The sequence below is a fragment of the Phytopseudomonas argentinensis genome (assembly GCF_900113905.1).
GTDB classification, from domain to species: Bacteria; Pseudomonadota; Gammaproteobacteria; order Pseudomonadales; family Pseudomonadaceae; genus Aquipseudomonas; species Aquipseudomonas argentinensis.
This window is the reverse complement of sequence record NZ_FORC01000004.1, coordinates 305,593-327,032: the sequence shown is the minus strand read 5'-3', so window position 1 is coordinate 327,032 and position 21,440 is coordinate 305,593. Positions and strand designations below refer to the sequence as shown.

The following is a 21,440-nucleotide window of genomic DNA, read 5'->3' as shown; positions in this document are numbered from 1 at the left end:
GCAGGGTCGATAACAGTGGCCAATGCGCAGCGATCCCGCTTGGTCATTGCCCTGCAAGTTGGCAAACTGCCTCTCTATCTTTTCAGCGCCCGTGCGCCGGTTACCCCATGATCATCAACGCTCTGGTTTTTCTCGCCACCCTGACCGCCATGGAAGGTGTGGCCTATTACGCTCACAAATACGTGATGCACGGCTGGGGTTGGGGTTGGCACCGTTCGCACCATGAGCCCCGTGAGGGCTGGTTCGAGAAGAACGACCTGTATGCCGTGGTGTTCGCCGGGCTGGCCATCGTGCTGATCGCCCTGGGCACTCAGGGTATGCACCCGCTGGAATGGGTCGGTGCGGGCATGACCGCATACGGGCTGCTGTACTTCGTCGTCCATGACGGCCTGGTGCATCACCGCTGGCCGTTTCGTTTCGTGCCGCGCAGCGGCTACCTCAAGCGCCTGTACCAGGCGCATCTGATGCACCATGCGGTGGAAGGCAAGGAGCGCTGCGTGTCGTTCGGCTTTCTCTATGCGCCGACTACGGCGCGTCTGAAGGCGCAGTTGCGGGCGATGCACGATGGCCCGCTGCGCAAGACGGACGCGGACGTTGCCACAGCTGCGCGGAGCGAGCCGGCCAGCGCGCGAAACGACTCGTAACGGCGCGCCACAAGCCGATCGACACAGCGCCGATCTTCTCCGCCTTGGAGGTTGAAATGCGCTCGTCCCAGGCATGCTCGCCTGCTTCCAGCACCTTCATGCCGATCTGCCGATACACCGCTGCGGCCGTCGCCACCGCCCAGGCCGAGCGCCAGGGCAGGGCGGCAAGGCCCGCCTGGGCGCTGGCATAATAGGGTTCGGCCAGTTCCACCAGGCGCTGGCCAAGTATGGCGATGGCGGGCCGGTGATGGATGTCGGCGACCTGGTCACGTGGTACCCCCAGCTCCTCAAGCCACTGTTCGGGCAGATAGCAGCGGCCTACCGCCGCGTCATCGACGATGTCCCGGGCGATATTGGTCAGCTGGAACGCCAGACCCAGGTCGCAGGCGCGATCCAGGGTCTCTTCATCGCGGGCGCCCATTACCCGGGCCATCATCAGGCCCACCACGCCAGCGACGTGGTAGCAGTACTGCAGGGTGTCATCGATGCTCAGGTAGCGGCGCTCCAGCACATCCATCTCGAAGCCGGCCAGGTGCTCGAGGGCATGCTGCTCGGGAATCTGGTGGGCGAGCACCACCTGGCGAAAGGCGGCGAACGCCGGGTCATCCAGCGCGTCACCGGTATACACGGCGCGGGTCTGGTCCTTCAGGTGGGCGAGGCGGCGTTCGGCTTCTTCGCGGCTGATCGATACCGCATCGTGGCCGGCCACCTGGCCATCGATCACATCGTCGCAGTGCCGGCACCAGGCGTAGAGCATCACGGCGCCGCGCCGGGTTTGCTCGTCGAACAGTTTCGACGCTGCCGCGAAGCTTTTCGAGCCCACCGCGATGCTCTGGTTGGCGTGCTCGATCAGCGCGTCATCCCGGGCTGCCTTGCCGGTCATGGCTGCAAATCCTCGAGCATCAGGCCGGCGGTCGCCTTGGCCGAGCCGATCACCCCCGGCACGCCCGCGCCCGGGTGAGTGCCGGCGCCGACCAGGTAGAGGTTGCCGAGCTGGGCGTCGCGGTTGTGCGGGCGGAACCAGGCGCTCTGCTGCAGGACCGGCTCCAGCGAGAACGCCGAGCCCTGGTAGGCATAGAGCTCGTCACGGAAGTCGTCCGGGGTGAAGATCCGGCAGGTCACCAGGTCTTCGCGCAGGCCAGGCATGTAGTGCTCTTCGAGGTAGGCGAGGATACGGTCGCGGTAGCGCGGGCCTTCGACGCTCCAGTCGATGGGGGCATTGCCCAGGTGCGGCACCGGTGACAGCACGTAATGGCTGGAGCAGCCTTCGGGGGCCAGGCTCGGGTCGGTCACGCAGGGCGCGTGCAGGTAGAGGGAAAAGTCCTCGGCCAGGGTCTGGCCCTTGAAGATCTCCTGGATCAGCTCGCGGTAGCGCGGCCCGAAGCACACCGTGTGGTGCTGCAACTGCGGTTGCGGGCGCTTGAGGCCGAAATGGATCACGAACAGCGAGTTGCTGAAGCGCTTGCCCTTCAGACGCTTGCCTTCCTGGCGCCCGCGTGGGTGACCCGCCAGCAGTTTGTCGTAGGTGTGCACCACGTCGCCGTTGGAGGCTACGCTGTCGGCGGCAAAATGGCGGCCGTCCTGCAGGCGCACACCGGTGGCGCGGTTGCCGCTGGTGTCGATGGCGGCCACGTCGGCATTCAGTTCCAGCTTGCCGCCCAGGTCTTCGAACAGCCTGACCATACCCTGCACCAGCGCGCCGGTACCGCCCTTGGGAAACCACACGCCCCATTCACGCTCCAGCGCATGGATCAGCGTATAGATCGACGAGGTGGCGAACGGGTTGCCGCCCACCAGCAGCGAGTGAAAGGAAAACGCCTGGCGCAATTTGTCGTGCTCGACGAAGCTCGACACCATCGAATAGACGCTGCGCCAGGCCTGCAGGCGCGCCAGTTGCGGGCCGACCTGCAGCATGTCGCGAAACGACAGGAAGGGCACAGCGCCAAGCTTCAGGTAGCCCTCCTTGAACACCGCTTTCGAGTAGGCGAGAAAGCGCTGGTAACCGGCCACGTCGGCAGGGTTCAGGGCGGCGATCTGGCGATCCAGATCGGCCTGGTCATTGGCGTAGTCGAACTGCGTGCCGTCTTCCCAGCACAAACGGTAGAACGGCGCGACCGGCAGCAGCTCCACATAGTCCTCTATCTTGCGGCCGCTGAGGGCGAACAGCTCTTCGATGGCGCTCGGGTCGGTGATCACCGTCGGGCCGGCATCGAAGGTGAAGCCCTGATCGCGGTACACGTAGGCACGGCCGCCGGGCTGGTCACGTTTTTCCAGCAGGGTGGTGTGGATGCCGGCACTCTGCAGGCGGATGGCCAGGGCCAGCCCGCCGAAGCCCGCGCCAATGACGATGGCAGTTTTCGTTTGGTTCATGAACGCGTCTCGAAATGCCTGGGGGCGTGGCGCATGGCCGCCCGCATGGCTTGATCAACGGGCACCGGCGGCTTGCCGATAAGAATGCGGGCACGGTCGTACCAGGGGTTGCTGCCAGCGTAGAAACGCTCGATCAGCCCCGCAGGCAGGCCGTAGAAACGTTGCATCACCTGCCAGCGATCCTGCGGCTGGCCGGCCAGGAACAGCATGCGATTGAGCAGGCGGTAAAAGCCCTGGTTACGCCATTCGCCACGGGCATGAGTGCGCAGGTCGCGGGCCAGGGTGGCGGCGTCGCGCAGCTCATAGGCCACCAGCCAGTCGGCCAGGCGCACGGCATGGGGCAGGGAATAACCGGTGGTGCAGTGGAACAGTCCGGCCCGCAGCCCGGACAGCGGTTGCCCAGCGGCCTCATCCCAGAATGCATCGAAATCGCCGGCCAGGGTGATGGGTAGAATGCCCTGTTCTTCACGCAGACATTCGGCCACCTGCCAGCCGTGCTGACGGACATAGGCGGCAATGTGCTCGCGCAGCTGCTCGATAGTGGCGCGGTGGTTGTCGACGTAGTGGGTGTCTTCGATCAGCAGCGTGTCCGCCGAGAAGGGCAGCACGTAGACGAAACGATAGCCGTCACCCTGGGGCACGCGCGCGTCCATGATGATCGGCGCGGTCAGCCCGTGGGGCTGTTCGAGGCGCAGCAACTGGCCGACGAAGGCCTGCTGGCCCAGCACCAGATTGCTGCTCTGCCGTGCACCGCGGCCATCGATCACCGCGCGGGCCGCGAGGCGCTCGCCGCTTTCCAGCAGCACCTGGGTCGGGCTGATCTCGCTGATGGTGCTGTTCAGGCGCAGGGAAGAGCCCAGCGCCGGGGTGATCACCTCGGCGAAGTGCTCGCCGGTGATGCTCGCGTAACCGCTGTCCATGGCGCGGGACAGATAAGGAAAGTGCACCTGATAGCTTGCCCAGCGCTTGACCACCAGCGGCTCCAGCCAGCGGTGCTGCGCTTCGCTCAGGTCGCCATCGTGGAACGACCAGGTATGGTTGCCGCCCAGGTGTGGCTGCTCTTCGATGCACAGCACCTTCAAGTCCGGCCGCTGTTGCTGCAGTCGCCAGGCGATAAGCCCATTGGCGAGGCCGCCGCCGGCAAGGATCAGGTCATAGGTCATAGGGTGTGCGCCTGTGTTGTGGCGTGCTCGACCACCGCGGCCTCGACGATATCGGCGGCGCGTCTTACACCGCCAGCCTGCTGCAGCTCATCGATCAGCGCATCGAAGCCGGGCAACGGCTGCGCGAGCAGCGCCCGCAGTGCACTTTCGATACGTGCTGCACTGGCGCGCCGGCTCAATTGACTGCCAACCCTCCGATAGGCCACACGGGCCGCGACACCTGGCTGGTCGAAGGCAATCGGCATTACCAGCATCGGCGTGCGGGCGGCAATCGCATCCATCACGGTATTCAGGCCGCCATGGGTAATCACCGCGTCGGCCTGCTCGAGGGCCCATTGCTGCGGCGCGAAATCGGTCACCCAGGTGGCGCCGCAGTCGATCAACCGACGTTCCTGAGCCGCGTCGAGCTTGCCGCAATGAGCAATCAGCAACTGGCCGTCGAGGCGCTTGCAGGCTTTGGCGATGCGCTCGAACTGCTTGAGGCGGTCGCCCTGCAGGGTGCCGAGGCTGGCGAAAAAGAACGGCCGCTGGCCGTCGATCGGCCACTCGCCCTGCTGCGGCGTGGACGGGCTGCGCAGCGGGCCGACCGCATGGAAACTGGCCGGCAACCGGCTGCGCGGAAAGTCGAAGCCGGGCAGGGTCTGGCTGATCTGTGCCAGGGGCGACAGGCATTCGTGCAGGGCGCTGCGCGGCGGAACACCCAGGCGCCGCGCCGCCTCATTGATCACCTTGCCGAGCGGCTTCATCAGCCAGTCGTAAACCTGGCTGCTGCCGCGGTACATATGCCCGCTGCGCTCGTCGGTGGCATAGGCGAAGGGCATTACCGGCAGCGGTAGCCCGGGCTCGCGATTGACCGGCAGCGCGCAGGCGACGGATACGAACGGCAGGCCCAGGCTTTCGGCAACCAGCCCGCCAGCCGGCTCCATCTGGTCGCAGAGCAGCGCATCGACCCCGTTGTCCGCCAGCGCTTGCGGCAATTCGTTGCAGAGCATGGCGGTGGTAGCCGCCATCTGTTTGATGATCCGTCGCAGGCCCCAGGGCGTATCCGGGTGCGCGGCCTGATGCAGGGTACGCTCCAGGCTGCCCGGCGGATGGCTGTTGGCGCCGACCGAACGAAAGCTGACCCGCGGATCGCTGAGCCAGTGGGCAGCATCGGACTGATGAAAGAAGGTCACCCGGTGGCCGCGCTCGATCAGTTCGATGGCGAGGGCCTGCAGGGCCTGGAAGTGGCTGTAGTAGGGCGGCGCGACGACGGCGAAATGGGTCATGCTTGAGTCGTTCGTGGTGAGCCGGTCGGGAGCAGTCGCGCGTTGCGCAGTGCGGCCAGGTTGGCCGAGCCGGTGCAGAAGCAGGCCGTGCGCAGTTGCCGGATGACGATCTGGAAGTGCTCGACCACCGCTTCGGTCGACAGCGTGGCGCCAGGCAGCGCGCCGGCCGCCTGGCCGACGATATCGGCGCCCAGGCGGATGGCTTTGGCCGCGTCGACGCCGTCGCGGATCCCGCCAGAGGCAATCAGGGTCGCTTGCGGCAAGGCAGCGCGTATCGCCTGAACGGCGCTCGCAGTGGGAATGCCCCAGTCGGCGAAGGCCATGGCCACCGCGCGATCCGCTTCATTGGCCGCGCGCTCGCCTTCCACGGCGGCCCAACTGGTACCGCCGGCGCCGGCTACATCGATGACCTGCACGCCAGCCTCTATAAGCGAGCGGGCCACCGAAGCCGACAAGCCGGCGCCGACTTCCTTGACCACCACCGGCACCTCCAGGCTGCTGGCCACGCGGGCGATTTGCGTCAGCACACCGCGCCAGTTGCGATCGCCTTCGGCTTGCACGGCTTCCTGCAGCGGGTTGAGATGAATGATCAGGCCGTTGGCGTGCAAGGTATCGACCGCGCGGCGGGCCAGGTCGATGCCCTCGGCCTCGAGCAACTGGGCGGCGCCGATATTGGACAGCAGCACGATATCCGGAGCGAGTCGGCGCAGTTCGCGAGTCAGCCCCTGGTCGTTGCCGGTCTGCAGGCTGACACGCTGGGAGCCAACGCCCATGGCGATACCCAGCTCTTGCGCGGCTTCGGCAAGGTGGCGGTTGATGGCCTCGGAGCGGTTGGCGCCGCCGGTCATCGAGCTGATCAGCAGCGGCGCCTGCAACGCGATGCCAAGCAAGGAGGTACGCAGATCGATGGCCGCGTGGTCGAGTTCGGGCAGGGCGCAATGCTCGAAGTGCACCTCTGACCAGCCTGCACTGATACGCGACGCCGCCTTGTGCCGATCCAGAACGATATCGAGGTGATCATCCTTACGCCGACTGAGGTCGCTATTATTCATGCAGGCTCCATTACGCCGGAATCATTTTTGGGTGCGCGCGGTCTGTGCAAAACGGAATAATCGAATAGCATGTCGATTCAGCTGTCTTGTACAAGTCTTTTACAGGCAGCTGGCGTGCAAGATTATCAGGCAACCGCGCGCATTAGACGTTCCAACATTACAAATCGGCTTTGGGTTACGAACATTTCAGTGTCAGGATCGTACACCGCCGTGACCTTGCAGTACTTGGGGGTATGTTCGGGTGCTGCAGGAATACAGAAGAAGAGAGTGAACGATGACGGCCTATGCGACTGCGACGATCGACAGCGGATTTACCGAACACCTGATGCAGCTGCGGGTGGCCATCGATGGCCGGCTCGACGAGTTGCTGCCAGCCGCCAGCAATGAACGCGATCTGGTCGCAGCCGCCGTTCGCGATGGTGCTCTGGCGCGGGGCAAGCGCATGCGTCCGCTGTTGCTGCTGCTGGCGGCCAATGGCCTGGGTGCCAGCCAGCACCATGCCCTGGATATTGCGTGTGCCATCGAGATGGTGCACGCCGCCTCGCTGATTCTCGATGACATGCCCTGCATGGACAACGCCCAGCTGCGCCGCGGCAGGCCGACCGTGCACCTGGCGTTCGGTGAGGACATCGCCATCCTCGCCGCCGTGGCGCTGCTGTCACGGGCATTTGGGGTGGTCGCGTCGATCGAAGGTGTACGCCCGTTGGTGCGCACCCAACTGGTGGAAATCCTTGCCAATACCGTGGGCTCCCAGGGCCTGGTACAGGGGCAGTTGCAGGATTTGCGTGATGGCAAGCATGCGCGCAGCGAAGAAGAGATCGCCGCGACCAACAACCTCAAGACCGGTGTGCTGTTCAGCGCGATCATGGACATGGCGTACCTGATCAGCGATGCACCGAAACCCGTGCGCAGTGTGCTGCAGTGCTTCGCCATCGAACTGGGGCATGCCGTGCAGCTCTACGATGACCTGCAGGACATCAACCCCAACAGCGACAAGGATCAGGGCAAGGATGACGGCAAGTCGACCTTGCTGGCCCTGTATGGCGAGCAGAAGGTACGCGAGCGCCTCGATGGGCACCTGGCGCGCGCGCAGGTCTGCCTGGATGAAGCCTACGGCGGCGACGTCTACATCGGCCGCTTCTTGAGCATGTTGTTCGCCTGACTACTGCGGCAGCGCCTCAAGGGCGCTCTGCAGCGCGGCGGCATCGCTGAAACGCTGCTCGCGAATCACCTTGCCGTCTTCCAGATCCAGCCACTGCACGGTTTCCCGATCACCGTCATAACGGCTGGCGACCCGGCCGGTCTGGTCGAGCATGATGCGGTACTTGGCCGAGCGCATGGCCGGTACCGCAACCATCTTCGCCAGCGACGGCATCTTCTCGATATCCGCCACATAGACCACGTGGCGGGCATCCAGGAAACCCTCTTGTTTCTCTTCCAGCGCGCCATTGACCAGGCGAGCGGTGGACATGCTGCGTGCCACCAGCACCACCCGGGCGCTGTCATCCAGGGTGTAGGCCTTCTCGAATTGATCGAGCAGCGTCCAGCGCGTCGTCACCGGGGCGGCGGCGTCCGCCCAGGCAGATGAACAGACAACACTGAACAACAGGATGCAAAGACGCTTCATGGTGGGCCGCTCTGTCGGAAAATTGGCAGCACAATAGAGCGCAGCAGCGGTGCTTGCCAAATATTTTGCGTTCGCCTGCAGCGCAGGGGCTCAACCAGGTAGCGCGGTTTTGCTTGAGCGAAGCAAATCACAGGCGAGGCTACCTTTCGGGATAATTGTTAATTAGAATCGATCTCGTTATTGATCCTTCGTATCGGGTGTCTGGATGGGCGGTTTGGCTGTATCGAGTGAGCAGGCTTTCCACAATCTCTACCGGGAACATCGCAGCTGGCTTGAGCAATGGCTGAGCCGCCGCATGGGCAACGGTTGGGATGCTGCAGATCTCAGTCAGGATGCCTTCATACGTGTGCTGGCAGGTTCCCAGTCGATCAGCGAGCTGCAAGAACCCCGTGCCTACCTGAAAACCATCGGCAAGCGCCTGCTGATCAACCTCTACAAGCGCCGCAGCCTGGAGCAGGCGTATGTGGATGCGCTTGCGCAACTGCCGGAGGCCTGCGCGCCGTCACCGGAAGAGCGCTGGCTGGTGCTGGAAACCTTGCAGGCCCTGGACGAGCTGCTCGATGGCCTGCCACAGGTGGTGCGCCGGGCCTTTCTGCTTAGCCAGCTCGAAGGCCTGGGCTATCGGGATATCGCCGAGCGCCTGGAGGTGTCCGAGCGCAGCGTCAAACGCTATATGGCGCAAGCCTACGAACATTGCCTGCTGGCCGAGCTGTGCTGAATCGCGAAGTAAGCGAGGACAGCCGCCGGGTCGCCCGCGCGGCGGCGCGCTGGTTGGCGCTGATCGAATCCGGCGAGGCAAGCGAACGCGACCACCTGGCCCTGCAGCGCTGGCGCGATGTGCATGCCAGTCACGAGCGTGCCTGGCAGAAGATCCAGGCCTTGCGCTCGCGTTTCGCCGGGCTGCCGCCCGAGCTGGCGATGGCCAGCCTGGATCGCCCTGACCAGGGCCGGCGGCGCATGCTCAAAGGCATGCTGGGATTTGCCGCATTGGCGCCCGCTGCCTGGCTGGCCAGCCGTGAACTGCCTATCGATGCCTGGCGCGCCGATCTGGCAACCCGTGTGGGTGAGCGGCAGCGGCTGACCCTGGCCGATGGCAGCGTGCTGGATATCAATACCGATTCTGCGCTGAACCTCGACGCTGGTGCGCGTCGCCTGACCCTGTTGCAGGGCGAGGTTGCCCTGAAGGTCGCTGGTAGCACGCCATTCGTTATCGAGACCAGCCAGGGCAGGGCGACGCTTGGCACGGGTGAGGTCTGCGTGCATCAGCAGGGCGACAGCTGCCAGTTCTCGGTGCTGGCTGGCTCGGTGCAACTGCAGGCAAGTACTGATGACACGCAGGTCCTGCAGCCGGGCCAGCGGGTCACGTTACGTGCCGGGCGCATCCAGTCCACCCAGACTTTCGACACCGGAGCGCTTGGCTGGCGTGACGGTGTACTGATGGCCAATGATCAGCCGCTCGGCGACTTCCTGCGCGAACTCGACCGCTACCGCCCAGGCATTCTGCGTTGGTCGCCAGCCCTGGAAAGCCTGCGGGTGACCGGCAGTTTCCGCCTGGCCGACACCGACCAGATCCTCGATTTGCTGGCCGCCAGCCTGCCAGTCGAGGTACACAAACGCACCCGTTACTGGGTCACGCTGGTACCGCGCGAAAAAATTGCCTGAGCGCTGTCCCTTTTTTTCCACTCGCCTGTCATGGGAGGTAGTGAATTAAAAAGAGAGCGTCTGCCATGCCACCCCTGACACGTAATCGGCCTCGTCTGGTGTCTTCGATTTCCTATTCCACCCTGTGCCTGAGCCTGATGCTCGGCCTGGGCAGCATCGCGCCCCTGAACGCCGAGGCACAAAGCGCCGAGCGCAGCTATAGCGTGCCGAGCAGCAGCCTCGGTGAGGCCCTGAGCCGCTTTGCCAGCCAGGCCGGAGTGAGCCTGTCAGTGGACCCGGCATTGGTCAGCGGCCGCAGCAGCCAGGGACTGTCCGGCACCTACAGCGTCGATGAAGGTTTCGCACGTCTGCTGCAGGGCAGCGGCCTGCGCCTGCAGCCGGTGGGCGACTCGGCCTACACCATAGCCCCGGCAGCCGACAGCGCCGAGACCCTGGAAATCGCACCCACTGCCATCACTGGCGTGACCATGCCCTCGGAAAGCCTGGAAGGCGAGCGCTACGCCGGCGGCCAGGTCGCGCGCCGTAGCTCCCAGGGGCTGTTGGGCTCGCGGGACTTCATGGAGTCGCCGCTGAGCATGACCACCTACACCAGCGAGGCGGTGAAGAACACCCAGTCGCGCACCCTGGCCGACCTGACCGCCAGCGACCCGGCGGTGCGCTCCACCAACCCGGCGGGCGGGCGCTTCGAGCAATTCACCATCCGCGGCTTCAGCCTGTTCAACAGCGACGTGTCCTACGGCGGCCTGTACGGAATCATGCCGACGTACTCCATCGACATGGAAATGGCCGACCGCGTCGATATCCTTCGTGGCCCGACCCAACTGGTCAACGGCATCTCGCCACGCGGCAGCGTTGGCGGCGGTATCAACGTGGTGCCAAAGCGCGCCACCGGCAAGCCGATCACCGAGTTCACCGGCAGCTATGCCTCGGACAGCCAGGTCGGCGGCGCAGTGGACGTAGGTCGCCGCTTCGGCGAGGACAACCGCTTCGGCATCCGCTTCAACGGCGTCAAGCAATCCGGTGATACCGAGTGGGATCACCAGAAGGTCAATCGTGAAATGGCCGTGGTTGGCCTGGATTTCCGCGATGAGCGCCTGCGCCTGTCGATGGATGTGGGGCATACCGAGCGCGATACCGATGCGCCCCAGGAGCGGGTGCTGGTCGGCGCAAACGCGCCGGTACCAAGAGCCAGTGACGTGCGCCACAACTATGCCCAGGCCTGGAGCAAGGCCGAGACCAGCGACACATTCGGTGCACTGCGCGGTGAGTACGATATCGACGATTCGTTGATGGTTTATGGCGCTGTGGGTGCGCGTAAGAGTCGTCACGATTTCCTGCGTCACAACGTGACGGTGACGAACGCTGCTGGCGACTTCACGGTTGACCCGAGGGGGTTCAGCAGGGATGAGGATGTTCGAACCATCAACGCCGGCGTGCGTAAATGGTTCAACACAGGATCGGTCAGCCATGAGGTCAACCTGGCCGCCGACTATTTCTCCATGGATTTTGAAAACGGCGACACACGCTACGCCCGTGGAAATAGCAACCTCTACAACCCGCGACCAACGCCTGAGCCAGGCTTGCCCACTAGGCCGTCAACCAAGGATTACACCGAGAATCGCTTCAGCGGGGTAGCGCTCTCGGACACGCTTGGTTTCATGGAAGACAGGCTCTTGGTTACCTTGGGAGGACGCTGGCAGCGAGTGATTGTCGATGACTGGGCGGACGGGGTGAAACAACCTACAGCGTACGATGAAGAGAAGTTCTCGCCTTCGGCTGGCGTGCTGTTCAAGGCGACCGATCAGCTGTCGCTTTACGCCAACTACATGGAAGGTTTGAGCCAGGGCAAGATTGCTCCCGGCACTGCCGAGAACGAAAACGAAATTTTCCCGCCTTTCATCAGTCGCCAGGCTGAGGCAGGTGCCAAGTACGACATGGGCAAGTTTGCTTTGACGGCAGCAGTATTCCGCATCAAGCAACCGGCTTACGAGACTGCAGCACCGGTGGGAACACAAACAGAAGGTACCTTCGGCCCCAACGGCAAACGCGTCAACGATGGTATCGAACTCAATGTATTCGGTGAGCCAGTTGATGGCGTCAGGCTGCTCGGCGGCGTGATGTACATCGACAGCGAGCTGAAGGACACCAACAACGGCGGTGCCAATGATGGCAACCGCGCGCCTGCCACGCCAAAGCTCAATGCCAATTTCGGTGCAGAGTGGGACCTGCCTGGTATTCAGGGCCTGACGGTGACTGGTCGCGGGATCTACAGCAGTTCGCAATATCTGGATCAGGCCAATAACCAGAAAATCGGTTCTTGGACGCGTTATGACCTTGGGGCGCGCTATGCCTTCAAAGTTAACGAGACTGATGTGACCCTGCGAAGCACCGTTGAAAACGTCGCCAATTCGCGTGACTGGATTTCCGCTGGCGCCTCGGATGACAGCGCTGCCGGCCTGACCCTGTCCGCTCCACGCACTTTCGTGCTGTCGGCCACCCTCGGGTTCTGATGCATTGAACAGGATCGAGCTTGCAACCTGACAAGACCGGGCTGATGTCCAGGCGCACGCTGATGCGCCTGTCCCTGGGCGTTCTCGCTGCCGGTGCAATGCCCCTGGCCAAGGCCGGGCCTGCAGCGCAGCGCGTCATCACCTTGTTCCAGGGCGGCACCGACACTGCGGTGGCGCTTGGTATCCGGCCGGCCGGCGTGGTCGATTCGTGGAGCGAGAAGCCCATGTATCGCTACCTGCGCTCGGCGCTGGCCGGCGTGCCCCATGTCGGCCTGGAAACCCAGCCGAGCCTGGAGGACATCGCCTTGCTCAGCCCGGACCTGATCGTCGCCTCGCGCTTTCGCCATGAGCGGATCGCCGGGCTGCTCGAACAGCTGTGCCCGGTGGTGATGCTCGACGAGGTATTCGAATTCCGCCATACCCTGCGCGTGATGGGGGTTGCCACCGAGCGCAGTGGCGAAGCGCAGGCCTTGCAAACGCGCTGGGATGCGCGCGTCGGTGAGTTGCGCGGGCGGCTGGCCGCGAAGTTCGGCGCGCGCTGGCCGCTCAGCGTGTCGGTGCTGGACGTGCGTGAAGATCACCTGCGCAGCTACCTGCCCGACAGCTTCGCCGGCAGCGTGCTGGCCGAGCTGGGTTTCGTGTGGAACCGCCAGAGCCGCGATGCCACCGGCGTGTCCATCAAGCTGCGCAGCCGCGAAAGCCTGCCGGTGGCCGACGCCGATGTGTTCTTCGTGTTCGGCCGTGCCGACAGCCCGGCGGTGCAGCGCCATTACCAGGCGATTACCCATCACCCGCTATGGCAGCGCATGAGCGCGCCCAAAGCCGGGCAGGTGTGGTGGGTCGATGGCGTGGCCTGGATATTTTCCGGCGGCATCCTCGGCGCCAATCGCATTCTCGACGATATCGAACGCACCCTGCTGCAGGACGCTGCGGCATGACGGCGTGGAGCAAACTGATCATCGTTTCGTTCGTGCTGCTTGCCTGCTGCGTGCTGAGCCTGTCCACGGGCCCCAGCTGGATCGCCCCGCACACGGTGTTCAACGCCTTGCTGCAGGCGGATCCGTCTAACGTCGATCATCTGCTGGTCAACACCACGCGGTTGTCGCGCACCCTGATGGCGGTGGTGGTCGGCGCCAGCCTGGCGGTGGCCGGCGCGCTGATGCAGGCCATGACCCGCAATCCGTTGGCCTCGCCTGGGTTGTTCGGCATCAACGCCGGGGCGACCTTCGCGCTGATCGTCAGCCTGTCGCTGTTCTCCCTGAATGCGCCTGAGCAATGGCTGTGGAGCGCCTTCTGCGGCGCCGCCGTGGCCGGTGCGCTGGTCTGGACCGTGGGCAACAGTGGGCAGGGCGTGCTCAACCCGCTGCGCATGGTGCTGGCGGGGGCGGCGATCACCGCGCTGTTCACGGCATTCAGCCAGGCGCTGCTGGTGATCGACCAACAAGGTTTGGATACCGTGCTGTTCTGGCTGGCCGGCTCGCTCAGCGAGCGCAGCCTGGTCACTGCCGAACCGCTGCTGATCTGCGCGCTGGTGGCGCTGCTGGTGGCCTGCCTGCTCGGCGCCCAGGTCAACGTGCTCAATGCCGGCGTGCAGATCGCCATCGGCCTGGGCCAGCGCACCGGTCTGATCCGCCTGCAACTCGGCGTGCTGGTGGTGATGCTGGCCGGCAGCGCCGTGGCCCTGGCGGGCAGCATCGGTTTTATCGGGCTGATCGTGCCGCACATGGTGCGTCGCCTGGTCGGTATCGACCATCGGGTGATGCTGCCTGGCTGCGCGCTACTTGGCGCCACGCTGCTGCTGGTCGCCGACATGCTCGCCCGGGTGCTGATCCTGCCTCAGGAAGTGCCGGTCGGGGTGATGACCGCACTGTTCGGCGCGCCGTTCTTCATTGCCCTGGCAAGGCGTGGAGGTCGCAATGCCTAGACCTCGCATCCTGCGTCAGGGCGGCTTTTCACGGCACATCGAAGGCACCGGCGCGCTGCGTCTGCTACTGGCCGTGTCATTGAGCCTCGTCGTCCTGATCCTCGGTCTGTGTCTGGGCAAGGTCATGCTCTCGCCACAGCGGGTCGCCGCCGTGCTGATGGGCGAGGGCGGTGCCGGGCTGAGCTTCATCGTCGAGCAGCTGCGCCTGCCGCGCCTGCTGCTCGGCGCGCTGATCGGTGGTGCCCTGGCGGTGTCCGGGCTGATCCTGCAGGCCATGGTGCGCAACCCCCTGGCCTCGCCGGATCTGCTCGGGCTGTCCAGCGGCGCCAGTGCGGCGGCGGTGCTGTACCTGTCGGCCTTCGCGGCGAGCTGGGGGACGGGCGGCTTGCCGCTGGCGGCGATGCTCGGTGCGGGCAGCGCCGCACTGGCGGTCTATGGCCTGGCCTGGAAGCAGGGCACTTCACCGCTGCGGCTGGTGCTGATCGGCGTCGGTGTATCGGCCATGCTGGCTGCGACCACCACCTTCATGCTGGTGTTCAGCCCGCTGAGCACCACCCTGTCGGCCTATGTGTGGCTGACCGGCAGCGTGTACGGCGCGGGCTGGCGAGAGGTCAAGGCGCTGGCGGGCGTGCTGCTGTGCCTGCTGCCTATCCTGGTATTGCTGTCGCGCCATGTGGTGGTTCAACAGCTGGACGAGGGCCTGGCTCGCGGTATCGGCGTGCGCGTGCAGTTGCTGCGCGCTGCGCTGCTGGCGGTCAGCGTGGCCCTGGCCGGTTCCGCCATCGCCTGGGGCGGGGTCATGGCCTTCGTCGGTTTGATCGCCCCGCATATCGCCCGCCAGCTGATCCCCACCGGCTTCGCGGCCCAGGCCTGCATGGCGGCGCTGGTCGGTGCCAACCTGGTGATGCTCGCCGATCTGGCCGGGCGCACCCTGTTCCTGCCGCTGGACCTGCCCGCCGGTATCTTCGTCGCCGTGTTCGGCACCCCGTATTTTCTCTACCTGCTGATCAAGCAGCGGCCGTGAGGACCCAGACATGACCGCCATCGCCAGCCGCAACCTGACCCTGGCCTACCAGCGCCAGACGATCATCGACAACCTCGACCTGGATCTGCCACGCGGCCGGGTCTCGGTGCTGATCGGCAGCAACGGCTGTGGCAAGAGCACGCTGCTGAAAGCCTTCGCCCGGCTGCTCAAGCCCCAGGCCGGCACGGTGATCCTCAATGGCGCCGACATCCAGCGCAAACCCACCGCCACCGTGGCGCGGGAGCTGGCGATCCTGCCGCAGATGCCGGTGGCGCCCGAGGGCATCAGCGTGCGCCAGCTGGTCGCCCTGGGGCGCTACCCGTACCAGAGCTGGATGCAGCAGTGGTCAGCCGAGGACGAAGCCGTGGTGGCCCGCGCGCTGACCCGCACCGGCCTCGATGAGCTGGCCGACCGCCCGGTCGATGCGCTGTCCGGCGGTCAGCGGCAGCGCGCCTGGATCGCCATGACCCTGGCCCAGGAAACCGAACTGGTGCTGCTCGACGAGCCGACCACCTTTCTCGACCTGGCCCACCAGATCGAGGTGCTGGACCTGCTGCGCGAGCTCAATCGCCAGGAGGGCAAGACCATCGTCATGGTCCTGCACGACCTCAACCTGGCCTGTCGCTACGCCGACCACATGGTCGCCGTGCACCAGCGCACCGCCTATGCCCAGGGCAAACCGGCGGACATTCTCAGCGAAGAGCTGGTCAAGACGGTGTTCGACCTGGATTGCCGGATCATCCCCGATCCGTTCTTCCACACGCCGCTGTGCATTCCGTTCGGCCGGGACATTCCACGATGAGCTTCAGCGACGCCGAGTGGGCCAGCCTTTCCAGCGCGCTGCGCCTGCGCCGTGAAAGCGAACGGGATATTGAGCGCAGCCTACCGGCCGCCGAGCTGCTCGACGAAGCCACCTGCATGGCGCTGCTGGATCAACTCGGCCCGGTGATTCTCTCGCCGTCGCGGCGCATTACCGCCTCGCTGCTGGGCAAACGTCAGTCTTTCCTGCTCACCGGCGCCTGCCTGTACGCCATGTCTGCCTACGACAAGGGGCTTGAGCTGTCGCTGGACAACACCTTCATCGAGTACGGCCACGACGACGGCCTGTGGACCTCGTCGCTGCCGCTGCGCAGCCTGGCGGTCTCCCGGCCCGAACCCGGCGCGCGCGATGCCTGGCGCGAGGCGGTGGCCGGCGGGCTGTTCGCCGGCTTGCTGCAGCCGCTGTGGGAGAGCTTCTACCGGCTCACCGGCGTGTCGCGGCGCATCCTCTGGGAGAACACCGCGGTGCGCGTCTACTCGCTGTACGAGCGACGCCTGGCCAAGCTGGAGTGCGCTGCGACGCGCCAGCGCTGCGCCGAGGACTTTCGCTGGCTGACCATCGATGCACCCGGCAGCCTGTTCGGTCTCGACTACAACCCGCTGCAGCACTTCAACCGGCCGCTGACCCTGCTCGACGATGGTGCCAAGGCGATACGCTTCCGTCGCACCTGCTGCTTCTACTACCAGGCCAGCGATCCGGTGGAATATTGCTCCACCTGCCCATTGATCCGCCCTAAGGCCCCGCGATAACCGGGTGGTCGTTGGCCGGGCGCCGTGGCAGCTCAGACCGGCCAAGGCAATTGCGCAGGGGCAGACTAATCGCTCCGGTTTTCTTGGCTGACCACCCAGCGCAGCAGCCTTACCAGCGACACCCGGTGATCGCGGCTGCTGCCCCAGACGCAGCGATCCTCGCTGTACAGCTCGGCATAGCGGCTGAGCACCAGATAACGACCATCGGCGTCGAGGCGCAGCTCCAGTTCCCGGCAATGCAGGGTGGCCAGGTCGGGGGTTCTGATTCGCCGGTGAAGCACCAACACCTCTTCAGCGTTCATCGTTCCCTCCACAGTGCCGGGCCAGATCCAGCTGTTCGCCGAGCTTGCCCTCGGTGACGAAGTGCGCCCGCCGTTCGGCCACCGCATCACGCAGCGCCGCGTAGTAGTCAGGCTCCGTGCGCAGTTGGTCGGTCAGCGGCAGCAGCTCGGCCCGGCCATCGACGATGCCGCCAACGGTATTGAGCGTGCTCAGGGTGTCCACCGTGTCGCTGCTGCTGCCGAACGGCGACACCGCGAAGCTCAGCGCCTTGCCCGTGGCGTCGCGCAGGTTGCCGGTACCCAGCAGCGGTAGCTCGACGATCGGCCCATTGGCGATATTCCATACGCCGAAGGTCTGGCCGAAGTCCGCCTCGTGGCGTTCGATGCCGAGCCGCCCGGATACGTCGATCAGGCCGACGATACCAACCGTGGTATTGAGCGCGAAGCGGCCGACCGTGGTGACCGAGCGCTGGCCGTTGCCCTGCAGCAGGTCGTTGATGAACACCTTGGGCTCGCCGAAGTTGGCCACGAAGTTATGTACGCCGCCCTGCACGAACCCGGGCAGGTGCCGATAGCCGCGAGCTACCGGGGCCAGCAGGTAGTCGTCGAGGCTGCGGTTGAACGCGAAGATGCCGCGGTTGAACGGCTCGGCCGGGTCATGGGGCGCTGCCAGGGGGCCCTGGCAAAGCTGGGTGGAAGAGGGCGTGGGGCTGGCACAGCCCGTGGCCAGGCCCACGACGGCAGCCAGCGAAAGTGTACGGGCAAAGGGGCAAGCGAAAGCGATGGTCGGCATGGCTGATCCTCTATGGAAACTGCGCCGATGCTGCCTCTCAGTTTTTTCCGGTGGATGTCCGCACTGTTGCCAAGGCGTCGCTTTATTGCCGAATTGAAATATATGACGCGCCCGCGCCAATGGTTTTAGATAGCCGCTCCGGAAACTCCCGCAGTGAGCCGCGCGTGAACCACCTATTGCTTGTGGGCGACGATCTCGACGTCCTTGCCCTGCTGAAGAAATTTCTCGAGCAGCACGGCTATCGCGTCGATGTGGCGACCGATGGCGCCAGCCTGTGGCAGGCGATGCAGCGCCAGCAGCCCGACCTGGTCATCCTCGACGTCATGCTACCGGGGGAGAGTGGGCTGGTGCTCTGTCAACGCCTGCGCAACGAACACTCGGTTGCGGTGATCATGCTCACCGCCATGGGCGAACTCAGCGACCGTGTGGTGGGCCTGGAGCTTGGCGCCGATGATTACCTCACCAAGCCCTTCGACGCCCGCGAGCTGCTGGCCAGGGTACGCGCGGTATTGCGCCGCACCGGGGAAGTCAGCAGCGTGCTCAATGACAAACCGCGGCCCACCCTGGAGTTCGCCGGCTGGCAGCTGGACGTCACCCGCCGTGAATTGCGCTCCCCGGACCGGATAATGATTCCGCTGTCCGGCGGCGAATTCGAGCTGCTGCTGGTGTTCGCCGAGCATCCCCGGCGGGTGCTGAGCCGTCAGCAGTTGCTGGACATGACCCGGGGCGAGGCATTCGAGGCGTTCGATCGCAGTATCGACGTGCAGGTCAGCCGCCTGCGTCGCAAGCTGGAGGGTGATGTCAGCGGTTCACCGATGATCCGTACGGTGCGCAACAGCGGCTACCTGTTTACCCCCAGCGTACTGGTGAAACGGTGAACAGCTGGCGTAGGCTGGGTGGCCGACGTGACACCGTGGCGCGCTGGATCGCCCTGACAACGCTGACGGCGATGCTCACCGCGCTATTGCTCACCTGGGCGCTGAGCAAGCTTGCCGGCGTGTGGGCGCGCCCGCCCTTGCTGGAAACCGGGCTGCTGGAGAGCCTGGGCAGCATCAGCCGGATCATCGATGGCGCGCCGGTCGAGCAGCGCGATGCCATCGCCCGTTCGGCCAGCAACGAGGTCTACACCACCACCTGGCTGCGCCGCTACGAGGATGCCGGGCTGCCGCGGGGCGACGACGATGCGGATTTCCGCTCCGGTGAAGCCTACTTGCGCCAGCAGCTCGGCAATCCCGGCGCACGCCTCGAAGGCTACGAACCTGCCGATTGGCCGGCCGGCCATCCGGGGGCGGGCTACGCCTTGCTGGTCGAACTACGCGACGGCTCCTGGGTTCGCTTCTCGGCCCTGACCCGCAATTGGGGGCTGGACGAATTGCCACGCAACCTCGTCGTCATTGCCCTGGTGCTACTGTCGACCATTGCCGTGGCCCTGATCGCCACGCGTCACCTGGCCACCCCGCTGGAGCGCTTCGCCCACGGCGCACGGCGCTTCGGCAGTGATCTTCGCGCACCGCCCATCGCTGTCGAGGGGCCTCGGGAACTGCGCCAGGCCATCGTCGCCTTCAACGCCATGCAGGCCCAGCTGCAGCACTTCATCCACGACCGCACGCAGATGCTCGCGGCGATTTCCCACGACCTGCGCACACCGCTGACGCGTATGCGCCTGCGCGGTGAGTTCATCGACGACCCGGAGCAGCAGGCCAAGCTGTTTCGCGACGTGGATGAGATGCAGGCGATGGTCAACAGCGCCCTGGCGTTCTTTCGCGACGATGCGCGGCTCGAAGCGGCAACGGCCTTCGACCTGAGTGGTTTGCTGCACACCGTGGTGGACGACTACCGCGATGCTGGCGTCGACGTGCAGCTGAGCGCGCCGGCACGGGTGGTGTACGTCGGTCGCCCGATCGGTATCAAACGCCTGCTCGCCAACCTGCTCGACAATGCCATCAAGTACGGCGACGAACCGGCCGTGACGCTGGAGCAGGGCGCCCGCGGCGTGACAATTCGCGTGCTGGACAGTGGGCCGGGCATAGCCGCGGTGTACCAGGAGGAGGTCTTCAAGCCGTTCTTCCGCATCGAGGGCTCGCGCAACAAGCATACCGGCGGCGTTGGCCTGGGGCTCTCCGCCGCGCGCGCCATCGTGCTGGAACATGGTGGCAGCCTGATCTTGCGCAATCGCTCGCGCGGTGGCCTGGAAGTGCGGATCGAATTGCCGTTCGCCTGAACCTTGCCGAGGCCTCAACCGAGCGCTCGGCCATCTGGCAGGCCAGCGGCGTGGCCCTGCAAGCCGTCGAAAGTCGCCATGCACCGCGCCTCTGGTGCAGCGGATGGCCGGCATAGTACCGCCGCCCATCCATCCCATCGCTGGCCGGCAGATGGGCTCGGCTCACTGCATGTCGCGGGCCTGTATCCACAGCACGGCGTCCTGCGACAGCGCCTTGCCCTTGTAGGTCTTGGTGCTGCCGATATCGAGTGCGGCGATGCCCCACCAGCCGGCGCGGGGCAGGCCGATGGTCACCACGCCTTCGGCGTCCGAGTAGGTGCTCAGGGTATTGAAGGCGGGTTGCGGCGATTTGACTTCGCCCTCCGACTTGAAGGCGTTCTTGTCGAGCTCGACGCCGTGGTTGAGGTACTCGACCTCGATCTGCGCGAACGGTACCGGCTTGCCATCGGCCAGCACCTGCGCACGGAACACGCCGCCAGTCCAGTTCGCATAGGGTTTGCTGAGCGGCTTGATGTCGACCGGCAGATCCTGGGCGTCCGACCACTGGCCCGGCACGCCACCGACATTGACGATCAGCTTGGTGAACTGCTGGATGTACAGGTCTTCTTCGGTTTCCAGGTAGGGCTCGGGCTCAAGGACGAAAATATGGTCGCCCAGGGCGCGCATCATCGCCTTGGGGAGGGTGGCGCGGAATGCCCTGGCCTGGTTCTCGCGGCTCTGCCAGTCGACCGGGCGAAGGTAGCGCAACAGGTCGGTTTTCTCGCCGTTGTGGGAACTGATATGGCTGAACGACAGCGGCTTGCCCATGGCCATCGTCGGGCCGCCGTCGAACGGGTGGGTGAATACCGCCGCCATCTCCAGTTCCTGGGCCTTGTGCATCGCGGTGTCGTTTACATAGAGCAGTTGGAAATGTGCATGAGCGACGCTGGCGGTGCAGCTCAAGGCGGCGCCGGCGAGCAACTGGAGCAGTCTGCTTTGTTGGGTCATGGCGGTATTACCTCGTGATGTCGGAAGACTGGATGGTGACGCCGTGGCCTTCACCGCCAAGAAACACCACGGCGTAATCACCGGCAGGCGGCTTGAAGCCATAGGTGCTGTCCGCGCCGACGCTGCCGTCGAGCAGCACCTTGCCGCTGGCGTCCTGCACATGCACCTTGCGCCCGGCAGCCGAGCTGCCGTCGGTGAAGCCCGCTTCGCATTTCACCCAGTCGTCCTGCTCGAGGTAGCAGTCGAATACCGGGCCATGGGCAAGTGCGGCCTGGCTGAGCACAAGCGTGCCCAGCACCGCGGTTCGAGCAACAGAACAGAAGCGTTTCATGGGTGTGGGTCTCC

22 protein-coding genes are annotated in these 21,440 nt (G+C 65.2%); 12 read left to right on the top strand and 10 right to left on the bottom strand.

The features are described from left to right. Window positions 1-107 precede the first annotated feature (107 nt). Window positions 108-644: a sterol desaturase family protein gene (locus BM154_RS19185; RefSeq protein WP_074887936.1), complete on the top strand. Its 537-nt coding sequence runs from the start codon at window positions 108-110 to the stop codon at window positions 642-644. On the opposite strand, the gene crtB is transcribed toward BM154_RS19185, so the two are convergent. The 5 genes from crtB to fni are packed head-to-tail and all read right to left on the bottom strand — an operon-like array spanning window position 526 to window position 6,497. Beyond that, window positions 526-1,527 carry a 15-cis-phytoene synthase CrtB gene (crtB, locus tag BM154_RS19180; protein WP_074887931.1) on the bottom strand — a complete coding sequence of 334 codons (1,002 nt, stop codon included), beginning with the start codon at window positions 1,525-1,527 and terminating at the stop codon, window positions 526-528. The genes BM154_RS19185 and crtB overlap by 119 nt on opposite strands. After that, the gene (locus tag BM154_RS19175) at window positions 1,524-3,014 is read right to left on the bottom strand and encodes a phytoene desaturase (protein ID WP_074887929.1); all 1,491 of its coding nucleotides are present in this window, start codon (window positions 3,012-3,014) and stop codon (window positions 1,524-1,526) included. Before BM154_RS19175 ends, crtB begins: the two co-directional genes overlap by 4 nt. Further along, window positions 3,011-4,177 carry a lycopene beta-cyclase CrtY gene (gene crtY / locus BM154_RS19170; RefSeq protein ID WP_074887926.1) on the bottom strand — a complete coding sequence of 389 codons (1,167 nt, stop codon included), beginning with the start codon at window positions 4,175-4,177 and terminating at the stop codon, window positions 3,011-3,013. The genes BM154_RS19175 and crtY overlap by 4 nt, the downstream gene beginning before the upstream one ends. Continuing rightward, complete coding sequence (locus BM154_RS19165; protein WP_074887923.1) at window positions 4,174-5,445, bottom strand: glycosyltransferase; 1,272 nt, start codon at window positions 5,443-5,445, stop codon at window positions 4,174-4,176. Before BM154_RS19165 ends, crtY begins: the two co-directional genes overlap by 4 nt. Then, complete coding sequence (gene fni, locus BM154_RS19160; protein ID WP_074887920.1) at window positions 5,442-6,497, bottom strand: type 2 isopentenyl-diphosphate Delta-isomerase; 1,056 nt, start codon at window positions 6,495-6,497, stop codon at window positions 5,442-5,444. The genes BM154_RS19165 and fni overlap by 4 nt, the downstream gene beginning before the upstream one ends. Before the next feature lie 274 nt (window positions 6,498-6,771). Between fni and BM154_RS19155 the strand changes: the two genes are divergently transcribed. After that, window positions 6,772-7,659: a polyprenyl synthetase family protein gene (locus tag BM154_RS19155; protein ID WP_074887917.1), complete on the top strand. Its 888-nt coding sequence runs from the start codon at window positions 6,772-6,774 to the stop codon at window positions 7,657-7,659. Here BM154_RS19155 and BM154_RS19150 read toward each other — a convergent pair whose 3' ends face one another. After that, window positions 7,660-8,124 carry a hypothetical protein gene (locus BM154_RS19150; RefSeq protein WP_074887914.1) on the bottom strand — a complete coding sequence of 155 codons (465 nt, stop codon included), beginning with the start codon at window positions 8,122-8,124 and terminating at the stop codon, window positions 7,660-7,662. It abuts the gene before it with no gap. Between the two features lie 205 nt (window positions 8,125-8,329). Here BM154_RS19150 and BM154_RS19145 point away from each other — a divergent pair, with 205 nt between their 5' ends. From BM154_RS19145 to BM154_RS19110, 8 genes are all read left to right on the top strand, one after another. After that, complete coding sequence (locus BM154_RS19145; RefSeq protein WP_074887912.1) at window positions 8,330-8,842, top strand: sigma-70 family RNA polymerase sigma factor; 513 nt, start codon at window positions 8,330-8,332, stop codon at window positions 8,840-8,842. Continuing rightward, a complete protein-coding gene (locus BM154_RS19140) occupies window positions 8,836-9,786 on the top strand; it encodes a FecR domain-containing protein (protein ID WP_139225488.1) in 951 nt (316 codons plus the stop codon). The genes BM154_RS19145 and BM154_RS19140 overlap by 7 nt, the downstream gene beginning before the upstream one ends. 65 nt (window positions 9,787-9,851) lie before the next feature. Continuing rightward, entirely contained in the window at window positions 9,852-12,296 is a 2,445-nt protein-coding gene (locus BM154_RS19135) for a TonB-dependent receptor (RefSeq protein ID WP_074887908.1), read from the top strand. Between the two features lie 20 nt (window positions 12,297-12,316). Continuing rightward, window positions 12,317-13,234 (top strand): ABC transporter substrate-binding protein, encoded by a 918-nt coding sequence (locus tag BM154_RS19130; protein ID WP_074887905.1) that lies wholly within the window; start codon window positions 12,317-12,319, stop codon window positions 13,232-13,234. Beyond that, the gene (locus BM154_RS19125; protein WP_074887900.1) at window positions 13,231-14,220 is read left to right on the top strand and encodes a FecCD family ABC transporter permease; all 990 of its coding nucleotides are present in this window, start codon (window positions 13,231-13,233) and stop codon (window positions 14,218-14,220) included. The genes BM154_RS19130 and BM154_RS19125 overlap by 4 nt, the downstream gene beginning before the upstream one ends. Beyond that, window positions 14,213-15,244 carry a FecCD family ABC transporter permease gene (locus BM154_RS19120; RefSeq protein ID WP_074887898.1) on the top strand — a complete coding sequence of 344 codons (1,032 nt, stop codon included), beginning with the start codon at window positions 14,213-14,215 and terminating at the stop codon, window positions 15,242-15,244. Before BM154_RS19125 ends, BM154_RS19120 begins: the two co-directional genes overlap by 8 nt. Before the next feature lie 10 nt (window positions 15,245-15,254). Further along, entirely contained in the window at window positions 15,255-16,046 is a 792-nt protein-coding gene (locus tag BM154_RS19115) for an ABC transporter ATP-binding protein (protein WP_074887895.1), read from the top strand. Further along, a complete protein-coding gene (locus tag BM154_RS19110; protein WP_074887893.1) occupies window positions 16,043-16,813 on the top strand; it encodes an IucA/IucC family C-terminal-domain containing protein in 771 nt (256 codons plus the stop codon). The genes BM154_RS19115 and BM154_RS19110 overlap by 4 nt, the downstream gene beginning before the upstream one ends. 65 nt (window positions 16,814-16,878) lie before the next feature. Here the strand turns inward: BM154_RS19110 and BM154_RS19105 are convergent, their stop codons facing one another. Then, window positions 16,879-17,115 (bottom strand): hypothetical protein, encoded by a 237-nt coding sequence (locus BM154_RS19105; RefSeq protein ID WP_074887890.1) that lies wholly within the window; start codon window positions 17,113-17,115, stop codon window positions 16,879-16,881. Further along, on the bottom strand, window positions 17,105-17,887 hold the full coding sequence (locus BM154_RS19100) for an MlaA family lipoprotein (protein WP_074887887.1): 783 nt from the start codon (window positions 17,885-17,887) through the stop codon (window positions 17,105-17,107). Before BM154_RS19100 ends, BM154_RS19105 begins: the two co-directional genes overlap by 11 nt. A gap of 164 nt (window positions 17,888-18,051) precedes the next feature. Between BM154_RS19100 and BM154_RS19095 the strand changes: the two genes are divergently transcribed. Next, on the top strand, window positions 18,052-18,765 hold the full coding sequence (locus BM154_RS19095) for a response regulator (protein WP_074887884.1): 714 nt from the start codon (window positions 18,052-18,054) through the stop codon (window positions 18,763-18,765). Further along, a complete protein-coding gene (locus tag BM154_RS19090; protein ID WP_074887881.1) occupies window positions 18,762-20,108 on the top strand; it encodes an ATP-binding protein in 1,347 nt (448 codons plus the stop codon). Before BM154_RS19095 ends, BM154_RS19090 begins: the two co-directional genes overlap by 4 nt. Before the next feature lie 162 nt (window positions 20,109-20,270). On the opposite strand, the gene BM154_RS19085 is transcribed toward BM154_RS19090, so the two are convergent. Together BM154_RS19085 and BM154_RS19080 are read right to left on the bottom strand one after the other, a co-directional pair. Further along, a complete protein-coding gene (locus BM154_RS19085) occupies window positions 20,271-21,095 on the bottom strand; it encodes a DUF4198 domain-containing protein (protein ID WP_074887878.1) in 825 nt (274 codons plus the stop codon). A 7-nt stretch (window positions 21,096-21,102) separates the two neighbouring features. Next, complete coding sequence (locus tag BM154_RS19080; RefSeq protein WP_074887875.1) at window positions 21,103-21,426, bottom strand: hypothetical protein; 324 nt, start codon at window positions 21,424-21,426, stop codon at window positions 21,103-21,105. Between the last annotated feature and the right edge of the window lie 14 nt (window positions 21,427-21,440).

Bases quoted from the DNA above. Each gene is read 5' to 3' on its own strand.
- BM154_RS19185 (WP_074887936.1), top strand. From the start codon at position 108: ATGATCATCAACGCTCTGGTTTTTCTCGCCACCCTGACCGCCATGGAA.
- crtB (WP_074887931.1), bottom strand. From the start codon at position 1,527: ATGACCGGCAAGGCAGCCCGGGATGACGCGCTGATCGAGCACGCCAAC.
- BM154_RS19175 (WP_074887929.1), bottom strand. From the start codon at position 3,014: ATGAACCAAACGAAAACTGCCATCGTCATTGGCGCGGGCTTCGGCGGG.
- crtY (WP_074887926.1), bottom strand. From the start codon at position 4,177: ATGACCTATGACCTGATCCTTGCCGGCGGCGGCCTCGCCAATGGGCTT.
- BM154_RS19165 (WP_074887923.1), bottom strand. From the start codon at position 5,445: ATGACCCATTTCGCCGTCGTCGCGCCGCCCTACTACAGCCACTTCCAG.
- fni (WP_074887920.1), bottom strand. From the start codon at position 6,497: ATGAATAATAGCGACCTCAGTCGGCGTAAGGATGATCACCTCGATATC.
- BM154_RS19155 (WP_074887917.1), top strand. From the start codon at position 6,772: ATGACGGCCTATGCGACTGCGACGATCGACAGCGGATTTACCGAACAC.
- BM154_RS19150 (WP_074887914.1), bottom strand. From the start codon at position 8,124: ATGAAGCGTCTTTGCATCCTGTTGTTCAGTGTTGTCTGTTCATCTGCC.
- BM154_RS19145 (WP_074887912.1), top strand. From the start codon at position 8,330: ATGGGCGGTTTGGCTGTATCGAGTGAGCAGGCTTTCCACAATCTCTAC.
- BM154_RS19135 (WP_074887908.1), top strand. From the start codon at position 9,852: ATGCCACCCCTGACACGTAATCGGCCTCGTCTGGTGTCTTCGATTTCC.
- BM154_RS19125 (WP_074887900.1), top strand. From the start codon at position 13,231: ATGACGGCGTGGAGCAAACTGATCATCGTTTCGTTCGTGCTGCTTGCC.
- BM154_RS19120 (WP_074887898.1), top strand. From the start codon at position 14,213: ATGCCTAGACCTCGCATCCTGCGTCAGGGCGGCTTTTCACGGCACATC.
- BM154_RS19115 (WP_074887895.1), top strand. From the start codon at position 15,255: ATGACCGCCATCGCCAGCCGCAACCTGACCCTGGCCTACCAGCGCCAG.
- BM154_RS19110 (WP_074887893.1), top strand. From the start codon at position 16,043: ATGAGCTTCAGCGACGCCGAGTGGGCCAGCCTTTCCAGCGCGCTGCGC.
- BM154_RS19105 (WP_074887890.1), bottom strand. From the start codon at position 17,115: ATGAACGCTGAAGAGGTGTTGGTGCTTCACCGGCGAATCAGAACCCCC.
- BM154_RS19100 (WP_074887887.1), bottom strand. From the start codon at position 17,887: ATGCCGACCATCGCTTTCGCTTGCCCCTTTGCCCGTACACTTTCGCTG.
- BM154_RS19085 (WP_074887878.1), bottom strand. From the start codon at position 21,095: ATGACCCAACAAAGCAGACTGCTCCAGTTGCTCGCCGGCGCCGCCTTG.
- BM154_RS19080 (WP_074887875.1), bottom strand. From the start codon at position 21,426: ATGAAACGCTTCTGTTCTGTTGCTCGAACCGCGGTGCTGGGCACGCTT.